Below are 15,205 nucleotides of genomic sequence, written 5' to 3' on the forward strand. Positions count from 1 at the left end.
TCTCGTGGCGGGTGCCGTGGGGGATCCGCCAGGGGGCGGCCCTCACAGCGCGTGCTGTGCCAGCAGCAGGGCGCCGATGCCCAGCATCGCCGCTCCCGAGGTGCGGGTGACCGCCCGGGCCGCCCGCGGCCGGGCCGACAGCAGGCGGCGGGCCAGGGTGCCGACGGCGAGGTAGACGGCTGCGCAGGCCGCCATGTGGAGGGCGCCGAGTACGGCCGTCTGGACGGCCACCGGGGCGTGGTCGCCCTTCGTCACCAGGAACTGGGGGAGCACCGAGAGGTAGAGCAGCAGGCCCTTGGGGTTGAGACCGCTGATCGCCGCGCCCCGCCAGAAGCCCGGCCCGGCCGTCGCCTCCTCCTTCTCCACCGGCTTCTCCACCGGTACCGCCGGGCGCCGCAGCACGCTCCACCCCAGCCACACCAGATACCCGGCTCCGGCCACCGTCAGCGCGGTGAGCAGTGTGGGTGAGCTCGCCACCAGCACCGCGAGCCCCGCGACCGCGAGCGCCGTGTGCAGCGCGTACCCGGCGACCAGGCCCGCCACCGCGCGCGGCACCGAGCGGCCGCGCACCCCGGCGGCGATCACGAACGCCCAGTCGGCGCCCGGCACGCACACCAGCAGCAGGTCCACGGCGAGGAAGGAAATCAGGTGTCCGGTGTCCATGGCAGGGACATTAGGCGCGAACAGCCCGAAAGTGTTGTCGAAATTTGCTCGGGACCAGCTGTTCCGGGGGAGAATCTTCTCCATGGACGACGTGGACCGGAAAATTCTTGCCGAGCTTCAGCAGGACGGGCGGCTGACCGTGACCGAGCTGGCCGGGCGGGTGCGGCTGAGTGTCTCGCCGTGCCACCGGCGGCTGCGCGAGCTGGAGCGGGCGGGGGCGATCAGCGGGTACCGGGCGGTGGTGGAGCCGGCCGCCGTGGGGCTGACCTTCGAGGCGCTGGTCTTCGTGTCCATGCGGCAGGAGGACCGGGACACGGTCGCCGACTTCGAGCGGGCGCTCGCGGAGATCCCCCATGTGCTGGACGCACAGCGGCTGTTCGGCGAGCCCGACTACCTGCTGCGGGTGGCCACCGCCGACCTCGCCGCCTTCCAGCGGCTCTACGACGAGCGGCTCGCGACCCTCCCGGGCGTGCAGCGTCTCACCTCGACCCTGGTGATGAAGCACGTGGTCCGGGACCGGCCCCTCCCGGCATAGCGCAACAGGCGGTGGCCCACCTCCGGTGAACCACCGCCTGCCAGACAGGAACCAGGGCGCGGACTACTTCGTGGGTTTCTTCCCGGTCACGCCCAGATGCACCAACAGCGCGAGATTCGGCTTGAGTTCGGCCTGTTTCACACCCCAGGACTGGAAGCCCTTCTGGTGCGAGGCGACCGCCGCGAGCATCGCGACCAGCGAACCGGCCATGGCCGCCGGGTTCACGTCCTTGTCGACCTTGCCCTTGGACTGCAACTCCGCGATGGAGTCGGTCAGGGAGTTGTTCACCGAGTTCAGGATCTTCATACGGATCTTGTAGAACCGTTTGTCCCCTTCGGCCGCGCCGAGGTCGACCACGCGCAGGATCGCGTCGTTCTTGCGCCAGAACTCCAGGAAACCGTCCACGAGTTCCTGCGCGGTCGCCCAGCCGGCCTTGCCGACCCAGGAGCGCCCTGCCAGCAGCTCGGTCAACTGGCCACCCTCGGTGGCCATTTGCTCGGCGATCTCCAGGACGGCGCCTTCGACGTCCGGGAAGTACTGGTAGAAGGTCGCGGGCGAAGTACCCGCCTTCCGGGCGACATCGATGACCTTGACGTCCCGGTAAGGGGAGGAGCTGAGCATCTCGCTTAGGCAGTCGAGCAGCTTCTGCCGGGTCGCCTGCCCACGCCGACCGGCCACGCGGCCGTCGACGGTACGCACTTGTCCTGTCATGCCGTCAGCTTACCGAGGGGTGATCGGAGCGCGATTCGGCCGACTGCAAATGGGGTGCACGGGTGTATGGGGGGTGAGTGGGGGGCGCCGTCCCAGGTGGTGCGGCTGGTCTGCGGGGTGCGGGCCGGGCGGTTACTTTGACGACATGGCCGAAAACAGGGCATCCGGATACACAGAGGGCGTTCCGTGCTGGGTGGACGTGCAGCTTCCCGACGTCGAGGCGGGCAAGCGGTTCTACGGCGGGCTCTTCGGGTGGACCTTCGAGGACGCCGGACCCGGGGCCGTGTGGGCCCGGCTGGACGGCGCGGCCGTCGCCAGGCTGGCGCGGAAGCGGGACGGCCGGATGCCCACCGTCTGGACGGTGTACTTCGCCACCCCGGACGCCCGGAACCTCGCCCGGCGGATCCTGGCCGCCGGCGGCCAGATCGTGAACGACCCGGTCCCCGTCCGTGACCTCGGCACCGCCGCCCTGGTCGCCGACCCCCAGGGCGCCGTCTTCGGCCTCTGGCAGGCCGCGAGCCACCCCGGTTTCGGCGTCCGGCACGCCCCTGGCACCTTCGCCTGGGCGCAGCTCTACACCAGCGACACCGACGCGGCCAACGTCTTCTACGGCCACCTCTTCGCCGACGCCCTGTTCGGCGCCGGCGCCGACCCGGACTTCGGCCGCGCCCCCCTCTCCGACGTCTTCTACGCCGGGATGCCGCCGCAGTTCGTCGTCCACTTCCGCACCGGGGAGGTGGAGGCCGCTGTCGAGGCCGTGCGGCAGCTGGGCGGCCGGGTCCAGGCGCCGCCCTTCGAGACGTCGTACGGAAAAGTGGCCGTCGTGACCGACAATCAGGGGGCGTCCTTCGCGCTGCTGCAACGCTGAGGCCGGAAACGGACGGCTCTCGGCGGATAAATGTCTCACTTTGTCATGTGACACCCCGATTGGTCGCCGGGTTCGCAACCTGTGCCCGGGCCAGGAAGAATCGGGGTGCGTGCCGCCATGGCGGTGCGGTGGTGAGACGCTGCACGGGGTCGCGTACATATGTGGGTGGACGTGGCCCGTACGGGGAGGTGGCAGGCAAGTGGTGGATCAGCTGACGCAGCACGATCCGCGGCGGATCGGGCCGTTCGAGGTGCTGGGACGGCTGGGGGCCGGCGGCATGGGGCTGGTCTATCTCGCGCGCTCGGCGTCCGGCCGGCGTGTGGCGATCAAGACGGTCCGGACCGAGCTCGCCGAGGACCAGCTGTTCCGGGTCCGCTTCACCCGCGAGGTGGAGGCGGCCCGCGCGGTCTCCGGCTTCTACACGGCGGCCGTGGTCGACGCCGACCCGCGCGCGGCGGTGCCGTGGCTGGCGACCGCGTACGTTCCCGCGCCCTCCCTCGAAGAGATAGTGAACGACTGCGGGCCGCTCCCGGCCCAGGCGGTCCGCTGGCTCGCGGCGGGCGTCGCGGAGGCGCTCCAGTCCATCCACGGCGCCGGGCTCGTGCACCGGGACCTGAAACCGTCGAACGTCCTCGTCGTGGAGGACGGCCCCCGGGTCATCGACTTCGGCATCGCGTCCGGTGTCTCGAACACCCGTTTGACGATGACGAACGTCGCCGTCGGCACCCCCGCCTACATGTCCCCCGAGCAGGCCAAGGACTCCCGCAGCGTCACCGGCGCCAGTGACGTCTTCTCCCTCGGCTCCATGCTCGTCTTCGCCGCCACCGGTCACCCGCCCTTCCACGGCGCCAACCCGGTCGAGACCGTCTTCATGCTGCTGCGCGAGGGTCCGGACCTCGAAGGCCTCCCGGAGGAACTCCGCCCCCTCATCGAGTCCTGCATGCAGATGGAGGCCGTCGGCCGCCCCAACCCGGCCGACCTCCAGGCCCAGCTGGCCCCCCATCTCTTCGGCTCCGGCTCCGACGACAGCGGTACGGCGTCCGCGTGGCTGCCCGAGAAGGCGGTCGCGCTGATCGAGTCCCGCCGCGGCGGCCGCCCGGCGGTGAAACCCTCCGCCAACCCGTCCGGCGCCCGCAGCGGCGGCCGGCTCGCCGTTCCCCCGCCGCCCTCCTACGACCCCGTCGTCCCGGCCCCGGTCCCGGTCGGCGCCCCCGACGCCGGCCCGGTCCGGCTGGCCGGCGCCCAGGTGCCGATCGGCCCCGGCCCACGGGTCGCCGACGCCCGCGCCGCCGCCGTCAAGGCACCCCCGCCCGAGGCAGGCCTGGTGGCCAACTGGGCCCGGCCGCGCCCCGGCGTCAACGGCCTCGACCCCGCCGTACCGCCGGTGCCCGTCCAGCCCCCGGAGACGGCGTCCGGCTGGCGGCCCTGGCGGTTCCGGATGTCCAACGACGTCTGGGGCACCCCGGCCGTCGACGACGACCTCGTCTACGTCACCTCCTTCGAGGTGCACGCCCTCGACGTCGCCACCGGCCGACGGCGCTTCAAGACGAGGGACGTCGCCTGGTCCATGGCGGTGGCGGACGGCCGTATCCACGCCTCCGACGGCCCCACCCTGTTCGCGCTCGAAGCCCGCGAGGGCGGCGACCTGTGGCGGCTGTCCACCGACGCCTGGGTGTACGCCCTCAAGGCCGACCGCGGCACCCTCGTCACCGGTACCCGGGGCGGCGGCGTCCAGGCCTGGGAGGCCTCCAACGGGCAGAAACTCTGGGAACTGTCCGGCGCCCAGACCGACTTCGAGGCCCCCGAGTCCGGGCCCTCGCTGCACGAGGGCACGGTCTTCGTCTGGCAGGACGCCCGCCTGCGCGCGCTGGACGCCCGGACCGGCGACGAGCGCTGGTCCTACCCCATCGGTGACGCGGCCTCCTGCGGCGGCGTCCCGGTCCGCCTCACCCACGCCCCCGACGGCTTCGTGTACGCCTCGGCGGGCAGCCGCGTCATCGCCCTCGACGCCGCGACGGGGCGCGTCCGCTGGCACTTCGAGGCGCCGGCGGTCTTCCTCTCCCCACCCGCCTTCGTGCCCGGCCCCGCGGTCACCGGCGGCGGCGTCTACCTCGCCGACTACCTCGGGACCGTCTACGCCCTCGACGCCGCCGACGGCCGCGACCGCTGGCGCATCGCGACGGAGGCCCGCGCGTCGATCGAGCCGGTACTGGTGGCCGCCGGGCACGTGCACGTCGGCAGCGGCAAGGGGCTGTACACCCTGGACGCGGTCACCGGGACACCCAAGTGGCGCTTCCAGGCGGGCGGCGACGTGGTGGGGGCACCGGCGGTGGCGGAGGGCCGGATCCACTTCGGCTCCACCGACCATCTCCTCTACACCCTGAAGGCCGACGACGGCCGGCTGCGGTGGAAGCTGGCGACCGGCGGGGAGATCACCGGGTCGCCGGTGGTGCGGGACGGGGTGGTGTACGCGTGCAGCAAGGACCGGTGCGTGTATGCCTTGGACGCCGAGAAAGGCACCGGTACGGCACGGACCGCGTGAGCGCCGTGGGGGTGGTGCGGGTCGTACGGCCACTGCGGCGCCGTGGGGCCGTTCGCGCAGTTCCCCGCGCCCCTAAAGGCGCACGAGAGCAGCGCCCCTTCTTTTAGGGGCGCGGGGAACTGCGCGACAAGCCACGACGTGCCCGCAGTCGCCCGGCGGCCGTCGGCCCCCCGCCCCGCGGCGACTCAGCGAATGCGGGGCGGCGCGGTCCGGGCCCGGTTCCCGAACAGTTCGGCCTGCCGGTCGGACGGCAGGTTCCCCAGCGCGATCAGGTACGGCGCCTGCCCGTACCCCCGCTCCCGCGCCGCCTCCTTCGCCGCCCACAGCGCCCGCACGCTCCCCTGCACCCCCTCGGCCGGATACCCGGCGATCACGGTCGCGCACCGTACGGCCGCCGCCAACGCCTCGCCCGGCGCGGTCACTTCGGACACCAGCCCCACCTCGTACGCCCGCCGGGCGGAGACGCGCTCGGCGTTGCCCATGAGGACCAGCCGGGCCACCTCCCCGTACGGCATGCGCTGCGCCATCAGCACCGACTCGTAGGCGCTGACCATGCCGTAGGAGGTGTGCGGGTCGAAGAAGGCGGCCGTCTCGTCGGCGACGACGAAGTCCGACTCCCCGAGGAGATAGAAGGCGCCCCCGCAGGCCATCCCGGCCACGGCGGCGATCACCGGCTTCCACAGGTCGTTCGACTTCGGGCCGACGGCGATCAGCGGATCGTCCTGCATGTACGGCGAGGAGGGCTGCGGCACGACCGCGTCCCGGTCGAGTCCGGTGCTGAAGGCGCGCCCGCCGGCCCCGGTGAGGACGACGGCCCGTACGGCGTCGTCGAAGCGCAACGCCCGCCAGGCAGCGGCGAGTTCGGCGGCGGTCTCCAGGTCGATGGCGTTGAGTTTCTCGGGACGGTCCAGGGTGACGACGGCGACCCCGGCGTCCTTGTCCGTGTCCAGGCGCAGGCTCACGGCCGCTCCAGGACCCACTGCGGAAGACCGCCCGCGAACACCGCCTGCACCCGGGCGCCGATCCGGATCCGGTCGGGGGGGAAGGAGTCGAGCGGCGCCCCCGCCGCGCTGACCAGGTTTCCCACCAGGCGGATGCGCGGTGCGTCCGCCAGTTCCACGACCACGACGTTGTACGGGGCCTGGGCCGCGTAGTCCGGGAGGAGCGGCGGGTGCGGGACGACGTACGACCAGATCCGCCCCCGCCCGCTCGTCGGCCGCCACTCGCTCGCGAAGGACTGGCAGTGCGGGCAGCACGGACGGGGCGGGAAGCGGGGCTCCTGGCAGTCGGCGCAGGCCTGGACGCGGAGTTCGCCGAGCGCCGCGTACTCCCAGAAGGGGGCGCCGTCGGTGTCGATGGCCGGTCGCAGCATCTCAGCTCCGGTTGGTGAGGAGGAGGGCGGAGGTCGGCACGCCCTCGCCCGCGGTGACCAGGCAGGTGGCGGCGCCGGGGACCTGGGCGGTACTGGTGCCGCGCAGCTGTTTGACGCCTTCGGTGATGAGGTTGAAGCCGTGGACGTAGGCCTCGCTGAGCCCGCCTCCGCCGGTGTTGACGGGCAGCCGGCCGCCGATCTCCAGCGCGCCGCCCTCGGTGAACGCCCCGCCCTCCCCCCGCCCGCAGAAGCCGTACCCCTCCAGGGAGAGCGGGATCAGCGCGCTGAAGGCGTCGTAGATCTGGGCGACGTCGACGTCCTCCGGGGTGAAGTCGGCGTGCTTCCACAGGTGCCGGGCGGCGGTCCAGGCGGGCCCGGTGAGCGGGTCGTCGTTCCAGTAGTTGACCATGCCGTGGTGCTGGGCGGGGAGGCCCTGGGCGGCGGAGTGGACGTAGACGGGTTTCCTGGCGCAGTCGCGGGCGCGCTCCCTGCTGACCACCACGCACGCCAACGCCCCGTCCGTCTCCAGGCAGTTGTCGAAGAGGCAGAGGGGCTCGCTGATCCACCGGGAGGTCATGTACATCTCGCGGGTCAGGGGGCGGTCGTACATGACGGCGGCGGGGTTCTGGTTGGCGCGGTTGCGGCAGGCGAGGGCGACGTTGAAGAGGTGGTCGCGGGTGGCGCCGTACTCGTGCATGTAGCGGCGGGTGAGCATGGCTATCTCGTCGGCGGGCCGGAGCAGCCCGAAGGGCCGGGTCCACTGGGCCGGGGTGGGCAGCTGGACGGTGGTGTTCGTCCAGGGACGGGGTCCGGAGCCGCGCTTCCGCGAGCGCCAGGCGACGCCGACCGAGGCCTGCCCGGAGGCGATGGCCGCGGCGAGGTGGGCGACGGTCGCGCAGGAGCCGCCGCCGCCGTACCCCACCTTGCTGAAGAAGGTCAGGTCCCCGAACCCGACCGCCTTGGCCAGCTCCACCTCGTCGGTCTCCTCCATGGTGAAGGAGGCGAGGGCGTCGACCTCACCGGGGGCGATCCCCGCGTCGTCGAGGGCGGCGAGGACGGCACGGCAGGCGAGGGTCCGCTCGTCCTCGTCGAGCCGTTTGGCGAAGGAGGTCTGTCCGATCCCGACGATGGCGGTGGCGTCCCGGATCCCGGCCATGTGCACACCTCCGCGCGCTGCTGAAGGGCTGCTGACAGTCCGTCAGGCTACAGCTAATCTGACGTACCGTCAGCTATGCGTTCTGTGCTCTCGCCTGGGGAGGCCGTTGTGCGCGGTGACATGGAGTGGGGGACCGTTCCGGGACTGGTGCGGTCGGCGGCCCGGCGGTACGCGGACACCGAGGCGGTGGTGGACGGCCGTACCCGGATCACCTACGCCGAGCTGGGCGACCGGGTGGAGCGGGCGGCCGCCGCGTGCCTGGCCGCCGGCGTCGAGACCGGCGACCGGGTGGCCGTCTGGGCGCCCAACTCCCTGGACTGGATCGTCGCGGCGCTGGGCGCGGTGTCGGCGGGCGGAGTGCTGGTCCCGCTGAACACCCGCTTCAAGGGCGCCGAGGCGGCGGACGTGCTGCGGCGGAGCGGAACGCGTCTGCTCTTCGTGACGGGGACGTTCCTGGGCACGTCGTACGTGGCCTCGCTCAGGCGGGCGGCCGGGGAAGGCGACTTCCCGGGCCCGCTGCCGGGGCTGCCGCTGCTGCGGGACGTGGTGGTGCTGTCCGACGACGCGCCGGCGGACTTCCGCACCTGGAAGGACTTCCTGGCGGCCGGGGAGGGGGTGGCGGCCGGTGAAGTCGCGGCCCGCGCGGCCGGGTTGGCCGGCGACTCGCTCTCCGACATCGTCTTCACCTCCGGTACGACGGGCCGCCCCAAGGGTGCGATGATCACGCACGCGCAGACCCTGCGGGCGTACGAGGTGTGGGCCGACCTGGCGGGCCTGCGCTCGGACGACCGGTATTTGATCGTGAACCCCTTCTTCCACACGTTCGGCTACAAGGCCGGGGTGATCGCCTGCCTGATGCGGGGCGCGACGATGATCCCGCAGCCGGTGTTCAACGTGGAGACGGTGCTGGCGAACGTCGCGGCGGAACGGGTCTCCGTACTGCCCGGTCCACCGACCCTCCACCAGTCGCTCCTCGACCACCCGGCGCGCGACACCCATGACCTCTCGGCGCTGCGGCTGGTGGTGACGGGAGCGGCGGTCGTGCCCCTGCGCCTCGTCGAGCGCCTGCGCGGCGAACTGGGCGTCGGGACGGTCCTCACCGCGTACGGCCTCTCGGAGGCGAGCGGCATCGTGACGATGTGCCGCCGCGGAGACGCCCCTGCGGTGATCGCGTCGACGTCGGGGCGGGCGATCCCCGGCACGGAGATACGGGTGGACGCGGCGCCGGGCGCACCGGGCGAGGTACTGGTCCGCGGCTTCAACGTGATGCGCGGCTACTACGAGGACGCGACCGCCACCGCCGAGACGCTGACGGCGGACGGCTGGCTGCGCACGGGCGACGTCGGCGTCCTGGACGCGGCCGGGAACCTGCGGATCACCGACCGGCTGAAGGACATGTTCATCGTCGGCGGCTTCAACGCCTACCCGGCGGAGATAGAGCAACTGCTCGGCCTGCACCCCGACGTGGCGGACGTGGCGGTGATCGGCGTACCGGACGGGCGGCTGGGCGAGGTCGGCAGAGCGTTCGTGGTACGCCGCCGGGGCTCGGTGCTGACCGGCGACGACCTGATCGCCTGGGCCCGGCGGGAGATGGCGAACTACAAGGTGCCGCGGGAGGTGGAGTTCGTGGCGGAACTGCCGCGGAACGCGAGCGGGAAGGTACTGAAGGGCGAACTACGGGGGAGGCGGGACACCTAGGCGCGGCCGAGGCGTGCCCCAGCCCGGCTTTGCGCGGCCCCGGACCCGCCCACCCCTCCCCGGCATCGGTGAAAAGTGCACGATTGGAGGATCTGTGCCAGAAGCGTGAGGCGAGGCCCGTGGAAACACCTGGTGATCGAGACCCGGGGGTGTCACCCCTTGGCACAGATCCTCCCATCACTACCTGCGGTAAAGGGCTGTGCGGATTTCGTGGATCATTTGGGCCGGGTGGTGGAAGACTTCGTCCGCAGTGAAGCGGAGGAGGTGTCGGACTTCCGGGCACTGGAGGATCTCGTTGAAGCGGGACACGTCCCGGCGGTGGGCCTCGCGGGTGCCGTGATAGGCGTAGCCCTCGATTTCCACGGCCAGCCCCTCGGCCCGGAAGAAGAAGTCGAGGTAACAGCGGGGGCCGCTACGGGGGCGCACCTCCGCCTGCGCCTCGGGGCGGAGGCCGGCGTCGTGCATGTGCAGGCGGGCGACCGTCTCGGCGGGGGAGCCGGAGCGGCGATCGACGAGGCTCAGCCATTGACGAGCCCTGGCCGCGCCGCGGAGCGGAACTTCGAGGGCGACAGAGACGGCGGCCGGCGCGGTGAGCGGAGCCCGGCGTTCCTGGCCCACCCGGCGGTAACCGAGCGCGGATTCCACGGCGACGATTGCGTCGTCCCGGGGACCGGCACGGAGGAGATCGGCGACAATGCGCGGCACTTCGGTGACCCGCAGCCCCCACCGTTCGACAACCTCGTCCTCGGTGAGAGGGGTGCGATGCACACGTACGCCTGCGATGCACTGCTGCCGGAAGCTGAGCTCGGGGTCGGTGAACTCCAGGCCCCCCTGCCGATGCGTGTCCAGCGTCTCGATCTGCCAGAGGCGGGCCGCCGAGCGGTGACTGACGACGAGCTTCGGGTTGAGGAGCTGGGTCGCCTTCAGCTGTACAAGCTGATCGATCCGCGTCCCCGGTTCGGCCCACGCCCCGGACCGCACCCTGTTCCACCCCTCCGTCTCCAGTCGCCGGAAAGAGGGAGCGACGAGGCCACCCAGCCGCCAGCGCCCGCGAGGTGAGCAACACGCCTCCCTCGACGAGCGCCCTCAACTCCTCGCGTTCCACGGGCCCAGTGTCCCGGGGGCAGAGACGGGGCCCCGGGCCCTGTGGACAACTCGGCCTTCAGCCCTTCAGGGTGGAGAGGAAAACGGCCCAGGCGGACGACGGGAAGACGAGCACGGGGCCGCCGCCGACCTGCTTCGAGTCGCGTACGGGGGTGACGTCGGGGACGTCTACGGCGACCTCGACGCATTCGCCGCCGCTGCCGTTGCTGTAACTGCTCCTGCGCCACACAGCGGTGCTCAGATCAATCCCGTTGCTTGCCATCTCGGTAGTCCTCTGCCGCTTGTTCGGTTGACGGCAGGGTGCCTGGTCCGCCGCCGGCTCTGGACCTCGACCTGCTCGCCGTGCCCGAGACGGTGCCGTATGAGGTTCGGGTTGTTGCGCTGTGACGGAGCCGAGGAAGTTGCGGGCTGCTTTGACGGCCGTGGAGGACGTGCTCGATGAGTACGGAAATCTCAGCGAGAGCGAGAGAGCCTGGCTGAGGCACACAAACGGGGCCGGGTGATAATCCGGCCCCGTTGGGCGATGAGTGTGTCGGTCGTACGGCCTTACACCGAGACCACGGTGGCGTGGAAGTCGGCCGGGGTGACCACGGTGGCGTGGAAGTCGGCCGGGGTGACCACGGTGGCGTGGAAGTCGGCGGGGGTGACCACGGTGGCGTGGAAGTCGGCCGGGGTGATGGTGGCGTGGTTTTCGGCCAGCGCCGGACTCGCAGCGGCGGCGGTTGCGCCGAGCGCCAAGGCGACGGCGGCGACGATCTTCTTGGTACGGCGCACTTCGACTCCTGTCAGGAGGGGAGTTCCGAATGCAAGTGACGTTAGTTCAGGAGATCAAGAGTTCGAGTGGATCGAATGGTTTACGCCACACATTGACGTGAACCTCTCCGTGAACACACTTCGGCCGCGACGGCTCCCCCTCCGCGCCGTCGCGGCCGATGCCCCCGTCGGGCTGGTCCTACCGCGGGTCGCCGACGGTGATGTGGCTCTCCAGCGTCTCCACCTTGCTGAGGTCCGTCTCGGCCGCGTCTTCGTCGGTGATGTGGCTCTCCTGCAGGGTGACCTCGTCCGTGCTGGCCGTGACCGTCTCCTCGCCGGTGATGTGGCTCTCCTGCGGCGTGACGTCCTCGGACTTCTTGGCGTCGCTCATCTTCGTGGACTCCGTTGCTTCGTTGTGTGCTGGGGCGGCGAGGCCCGTCCGGCTGCTCCCCCGAGCGCGTCCGGACGGGCCATCCACAGCCGAACGCGCTCAGGCGCTCGGCCACACAGTCGAATCGCCTGCCCCCCGACGCGACGAACCGACTGGCTAAAGACTGCTCCGGAACGATAAACGAACGATGAACGCCTCGTTGGGACTACCCTGCCGTCGCTGGGGACAGCAGTCGCCGCAGTGATTCCGCCTCCGTTGCCCCCAGTTGTTCGAAGACCGTCAGCGCGTCGCTCCAGCAGGCCCTGGCCCGGTCCGACTCCCCGAGCGCGTCCAGCGCCTTACCCAGGAGTGTGCGCACGTTGGCCCGCCGCCAGTCGCCGCCGACGTGCAGGAGCACCGACAGGGACTGTTCGGCCTGCTCGGCGGCCACCGCGGCGCGTCCGAGGTCGAGTTGGACCTCGGCGAGGCGGAAGAGGGTCATGCCCTCCCACAGCCGCTGCCGACTGTCGCGGAAGATGACCAGGGCCTCCGAGAGTTGCTGGAGCGCCTCTTCGGAGAGCCCGGACTGGGTCAGAGCGAGGCCGAGGGCATAGCTGCCGTTCGCGACGCGGACGGTGAGACCCATGTGACGGTAGATGGCGACGCCGGCCTCCGCCAGTTTCACGGCGCTCTCCACCTTGCCCATGGCCAGATGCACACGGGAGAGATTGCACAGGGCGCTCGCCTCACCGGGCAGGTTGCGATCCGCCCGGTACGCGGTCAGGGTCCGCTGCAGAAATGCTTCCGCCTCGGCGTTCTTGCTGCGGTAGGCGGCTACGATCCCTCGCTCGCTGGGCGCGTTGCAGTCCATCCACGGGTCGTTGGCGTCGGTGGTGAGGTCCACGGCGCGACGGGTCTCTTCCTCCGCCTCGTCGAATCGGCCGGCGCTGATGTGCGCCTGGGCCAGGGTCGTCCGGGCCCGCCCCTCGGCCCTGGCATCTCCCGCTGCCTGGGCCGCGTCGCGGATGACGGTGGCCACCGCGCCGAACTGATGGGCGTTCGCCCCGGACTCGGCGAGGTCCTTCGACGCGAGAAGCAGGTCGACGGAACGGCGCAGGGTCGTGGGGGACACGTTTTGCCGTACACACGCCAGCAGGCAGTCGGCCTCCGAGTACAGCCAGTCCAGTGCCTCGCGGTGGCCCGTGAAGGAGACCCCGGGATAACGGGTCGGCTCCAGATGCTCCACGGTCCGGTCCCCGGGCCGCTCGATCGCGTACACCCCCGCCGCCGTCGCCAGGTAGAAGTCCAGGAGGCGGGACATCGCCGCGGCTCGTTCGCCGGGGGGCTGTTCGTCGCGTTCCGCGCAGGCGCGTGCGTAGAGGCGGACCAGGTCGTGGAAGCGGTAGCGGCCGGGGGCCGCCGATTCCAGGAGGGACGTGTCGACCAGGGCCTCCAGGAGGTCCTCGGTGTCCTCCGCCGGGAGGTCCAGCACCGCCGCGGCCGCCGCCAGCGAGATGTCCGGGCCGTCGGCCAGGCCCAGCAGGCGGAAGGCGCGGGCCTGGGCCGGTTCCAGCTGGCCGTAGCCGAGTTCGAAGGTCGCCTTCACGGCCAGGTCGCCGGCCTGGAGTTCGTCCAGGCGGCGGCGTTCGTCGGCGAGCTTCGCCGCCAGCACCGAGACCGTCCAGGTGCGGCGGGCCGCGAGACGGGACGCCGCGATGCGGATCGCGAGCGGGAGGAAGCCGCACGCCGCGACCACGTCCAGCGCCGCCTCGCGCTCGGCGGCCACCCGCTCCGCGCCCACGATCCTCGTGAAGAGCTGGAGCGCCTCGTCGGGGGACATCACGTCCAGGTCCACCAGATGCGCCCCGGCCAGGTCGACCATCCGCACCCGGGCCGTCACCAGCGCCGCGCAGCCCTCCGTGCCCGGCAGCAGCGGACGTACCTGTGCCGCGTCCTTCGCGTTGTCCAGGAGGACCAGCACCCGGCGGCCGTCCAGGACCGAGCGGTACAGGGCCGCCCGATCGTCTAGCGAGTCGGGGATGGACGAGTCCGGTGTGCCCAGGGCGCGCAGGAAGGAGCCCAGGACCGTCTCCGGCTCCGCCGCCCGCGGGCCGGCGCCCTGGAGGTCCACGTACAACTGGCCGTCCGGGAAGGCCGACCTGGCCTGGTGGGCCACATGCACCGCGAGGGTCGTCTTCCCGACGCCTCCGATGCCCGCCAGCGCCGACACGGCCATGACCCGGCCGTCGGCCGATGCCAGCACCTCGCTCAGTTCGGTGACGAACGCGGCACGGCCCGTGAAGTCCGGCACGGTGGCCGGGAGCTGGGCGGGACGGACAGGGCTGGCGGGGGGCTCCGAAGCCGGGGCCGACGGTTCCGCCAGGGCCGGGTCGGCCTGGAGGATGCGCTGCTGCAGGTCGCGCAGGCCCGGGCGCGGGTCGACGCCGAGTTCCTCGGCCAGCAGGCGGCGGGTGTCGGCGTACACGGCGAGAGCCTCGGCCTGCCGGCCGCTGCGGTACAGGGCCAGCATCAGCAGCTCGCGCAACCGCTCGCGCAGCGGATGCGCCGCGGTCAGCGCCGTCAGCTCCGACACCGCCTCCGCGTGGCAGCCCTGCTCCAGGTCCATGTCCAGGCGGGACTCGAGGAGCTGCAGCCGCCACTCGTCCAGGCGAACCCGGTGCGCGTCGGCGTACGGGCCGGGGACGCCGGCCAGCGCCTCGCCGTCCCACCGGGACAGGGCCCGGTTCAGCAGGTCCCGGGCATGGCCCAGATCGCCGGCGCCCCGCGCCTTCTCCGCCTCCGCCGCCAGGTCCTGCACCGCCGCCAGGTCCAGGGCGCCGTCACCCAGGCCGCGCACCGCATAGCCGCCGGACTCGCTGACCAGGACGCCCGGGTCCAGGATCTTCCGCAGCCGGGACGCGTACGTCCGCACCGCCGCCAACGCCTGCGAAGGCGGCTCGGGGCCCCACAGCGCGTCGATCAGCTCGGCCGCGGTCGCCGTGCGGCCCTCGCGCAGCAGCAGGGCGGCGAGCAGCGCGCGTTGCTGGGGGGAGCCGGTGTTGAGCGGCTGCCCCTCGCGCCAGGCGCGCACCGGACCGAGCACACTGAAGCGCAACGCCGCCTCCGCCGAGGAGGAGGGGCGCCGCTGCTCCGGTACCCGCGGTCCACCGTCCATGTCCGTCCCCCTAGACATCCCGATCCACCCCGTCAGTCTGCCTTGTCCACGGGAGCCGCGTCAGCCTGGCGAGACCCCGATCACAGCCCGGAACACGGTGGTCCACACACCCTTCACATCGAAGTGGCCCGCGAGCAGGACAAGTTCGCGGCGGAACGATTCCGCCAGTAGCTCCGCACGGTGCGGAACGTGCGGCCCGGAGACCGCCCCCGGTCGGCCGGGCACGCCGCCGTGCCTGCCTGACGAACCGTCATCGCA

14 protein-coding genes are annotated in these 15,205 nt (G+C 72.1%); 4 read left to right on the forward strand and 10 right to left on the reverse strand.

The window, feature by feature from the left end; translation table 11 throughout:
- Positions 1–42: 42 nt before the first annotated feature.
- The gene (locus ACZ4N4_RS34860; protein WP_453565400.1) at positions 43–663 is read right to left on the reverse strand and encodes a LysE family translocator; all 621 of its coding nucleotides are present in this window, start codon (positions 661–663) and stop codon (positions 43–45) included.
- 82 nt (positions 664–745) lie between these two features.
- Between ACZ4N4_RS34860 and ACZ4N4_RS34865 the strand changes: the two genes are divergently transcribed.
- The gene (locus ACZ4N4_RS34865; RefSeq protein WP_453565397.1) at positions 746–1,198 is read left to right on the forward strand and encodes an Lrp/AsnC family transcriptional regulator; all 453 of its coding nucleotides are present in this window, start codon (positions 746–748) and stop codon (positions 1,196–1,198) included.
- Positions 1,199–1,261: 63 nt separating this feature from the next.
- Here ACZ4N4_RS34865 and ACZ4N4_RS34870 read toward each other — a convergent pair whose 3' ends face one another.
- The gene (locus tag ACZ4N4_RS34870) at positions 1,262–1,909 is read right to left on the reverse strand and encodes a TetR family transcriptional regulator (RefSeq protein ID WP_453381389.1); all 648 of its coding nucleotides are present in this window, start codon (positions 1,907–1,909) and stop codon (positions 1,262–1,264) included.
- Between the two features lie 145 nt (positions 1,910–2,054).
- On the opposite strand from ACZ4N4_RS34870, the gene kbpA reads away from it, so the two are divergent.
- Positions 2,055–2,777, forward strand: a complete 723-nt coding sequence (gene kbpA, locus ACZ4N4_RS34875; protein WP_467596347.1) for an AfsK-binding protein KbpA — start codon at positions 2,055–2,057, stop codon at positions 2,775–2,777.
- 199 nt (positions 2,778–2,976) lie between these two features.
- Positions 2,977–5,319 carry an outer membrane protein assembly factor BamB family protein gene (locus ACZ4N4_RS34880; RefSeq protein WP_467596350.1) on the forward strand — a complete coding sequence of 781 codons (2,343 nt, stop codon included), beginning with the start codon at positions 2,977–2,979 and terminating at the stop codon, positions 5,317–5,319.
- Positions 5,320–5,504: 185 nt separating this feature from the next.
- Here ACZ4N4_RS34880 and ACZ4N4_RS34885 read toward each other — a convergent pair whose 3' ends face one another.
- Genes ACZ4N4_RS34885 through ACZ4N4_RS34895 form a run of 3 tightly spaced genes read right to left on the reverse strand, consistent with a single transcriptional unit; the run spans position 5,505 to position 7,847 of the window.
- Positions 5,505–6,281 carry an enoyl-CoA hydratase/isomerase family protein gene (locus tag ACZ4N4_RS34885; RefSeq protein WP_467596353.1) on the reverse strand — a complete coding sequence of 259 codons (777 nt, stop codon included), beginning with the start codon at positions 6,279–6,281 and terminating at the stop codon, positions 5,505–5,507.
- Entirely contained in the window at positions 6,278–6,691 is a 414-nt protein-coding gene (locus ACZ4N4_RS34890) for a Zn-ribbon domain-containing OB-fold protein (RefSeq protein ID WP_467596356.1), read from the reverse strand. The genes ACZ4N4_RS34885 and ACZ4N4_RS34890 overlap by 4 nt, the downstream gene beginning before the upstream one ends.
- 1 nt (position 6,692) lies before the next feature.
- Entirely contained in the window at positions 6,693–7,847 is a 1,155-nt protein-coding gene (locus ACZ4N4_RS34895) for a lipid-transfer protein (RefSeq protein WP_467596359.1), read from the reverse strand.
- 108 nt (positions 7,848–7,955) lie between these two features.
- Between ACZ4N4_RS34895 and ACZ4N4_RS34900 the strand changes: the two genes are divergently transcribed.
- Positions 7,956–9,545, forward strand: coding sequence for a FadD3 family acyl-CoA ligase (locus ACZ4N4_RS34900; protein WP_467596362.1), 1,590 nt, complete (start codon positions 7,956–7,958; stop codon positions 9,543–9,545).
- Between the two features lie 180 nt (positions 9,546–9,725).
- Here ACZ4N4_RS34900 and ACZ4N4_RS34905 read toward each other — a convergent pair whose 3' ends face one another.
- The 5 genes from ACZ4N4_RS34905 to afsR all read right to left on the reverse strand — a co-directional run bounded on the left by ACZ4N4_RS34905 (position 9,726) and on the right by afsR (position 14,947).
- The gene (locus tag ACZ4N4_RS34905) at positions 9,726–10,526 is read right to left on the reverse strand and encodes a hypothetical protein (protein ID WP_467596365.1); all 801 of its coding nucleotides are present in this window, start codon (positions 10,524–10,526) and stop codon (positions 9,726–9,728) included.
- A gap of 181 nt (positions 10,527–10,707) precedes the next feature.
- Positions 10,708–10,911, reverse strand: coding sequence for a DUF397 domain-containing protein (locus ACZ4N4_RS34910; RefSeq protein ID WP_467596367.1), 204 nt, complete (start codon positions 10,909–10,911; stop codon positions 10,708–10,710).
- A gap of 284 nt (positions 10,912–11,195) precedes the next feature.
- Complete coding sequence (locus ACZ4N4_RS34915) at positions 11,196–11,423, reverse strand: hypothetical protein (protein WP_467596370.1); 228 nt, start codon at positions 11,421–11,423, stop codon at positions 11,196–11,198.
- Positions 11,424–11,601: 178 nt separating this feature from the next.
- On the reverse strand, positions 11,602–11,793 hold the full coding sequence (locus tag ACZ4N4_RS34920; protein ID WP_467596372.1) for a hypothetical protein: 192 nt from the start codon (positions 11,791–11,793) through the stop codon (positions 11,602–11,604).
- A 205-nt stretch (positions 11,794–11,998) separates the two neighbouring features.
- Positions 11,999–14,947, reverse strand: coding sequence for an SARP-family global regulator AfsR (afsR, locus tag ACZ4N4_RS34925; RefSeq protein ID WP_453565374.1), 2,949 nt, complete (start codon positions 14,945–14,947; stop codon positions 11,999–12,001).
- Between the last annotated feature and the right edge of the window lie 258 nt (positions 14,948–15,205).

The sequence above is a fragment of the Streptomyces sp. NPDC026538 genome, from assembly GCF_055567535.1.

Excerpts from the sequence above, each read along its gene's own strand:
- afsR (WP_453565374.1), bottom strand. The coding sequence starts at position 14,947 with ATGGACGGTGGACCGCGGGTACCGGAGCAGCGGCGCCCCTCCTCCTCG.
- ACZ4N4_RS34860 (WP_453565400.1), bottom strand. The coding sequence starts at position 663 with ATGGACACCGGACACCTGATTTCCTTCCTCGCCGTGGACCTGCTGCTG.
- ACZ4N4_RS34865 (WP_453565397.1), top strand. The coding sequence starts at position 746 with ATGGACGACGTGGACCGGAAAATTCTTGCCGAGCTTCAGCAGGACGGG.
- ACZ4N4_RS34920 (WP_467596372.1), bottom strand. The coding sequence starts at position 11,793 with ATGAGCGACGCCAAGAAGTCCGAGGACGTCACGCCGCAGGAGAGCCAC.
- ACZ4N4_RS34870 (WP_453381389.1), bottom strand. The coding sequence starts at position 1,909 with ATGACAGGACAAGTGCGTACCGTCGACGGCCGCGTGGCCGGTCGGCGT.
- ACZ4N4_RS34895 (WP_467596359.1), bottom strand. The coding sequence starts at position 7,847 with ATGGCCGGGATCCGGGACGCCACCGCCATCGTCGGGATCGGACAGACC.
- ACZ4N4_RS34910 (WP_467596367.1), bottom strand. The coding sequence starts at position 10,911 with ATGGCAAGCAACGGGATTGATCTGAGCACCGCTGTGTGGCGCAGGAGC.
- ACZ4N4_RS34890 (WP_467596356.1), bottom strand. The coding sequence starts at position 6,691 with ATGCTGCGACCGGCCATCGACACCGACGGCGCCCCCTTCTGGGAGTAC.
- kbpA (WP_467596347.1), top strand. The coding sequence starts at position 2,055 with ATGGCCGAAAACAGGGCATCCGGATACACAGAGGGCGTTCCGTGCTGG.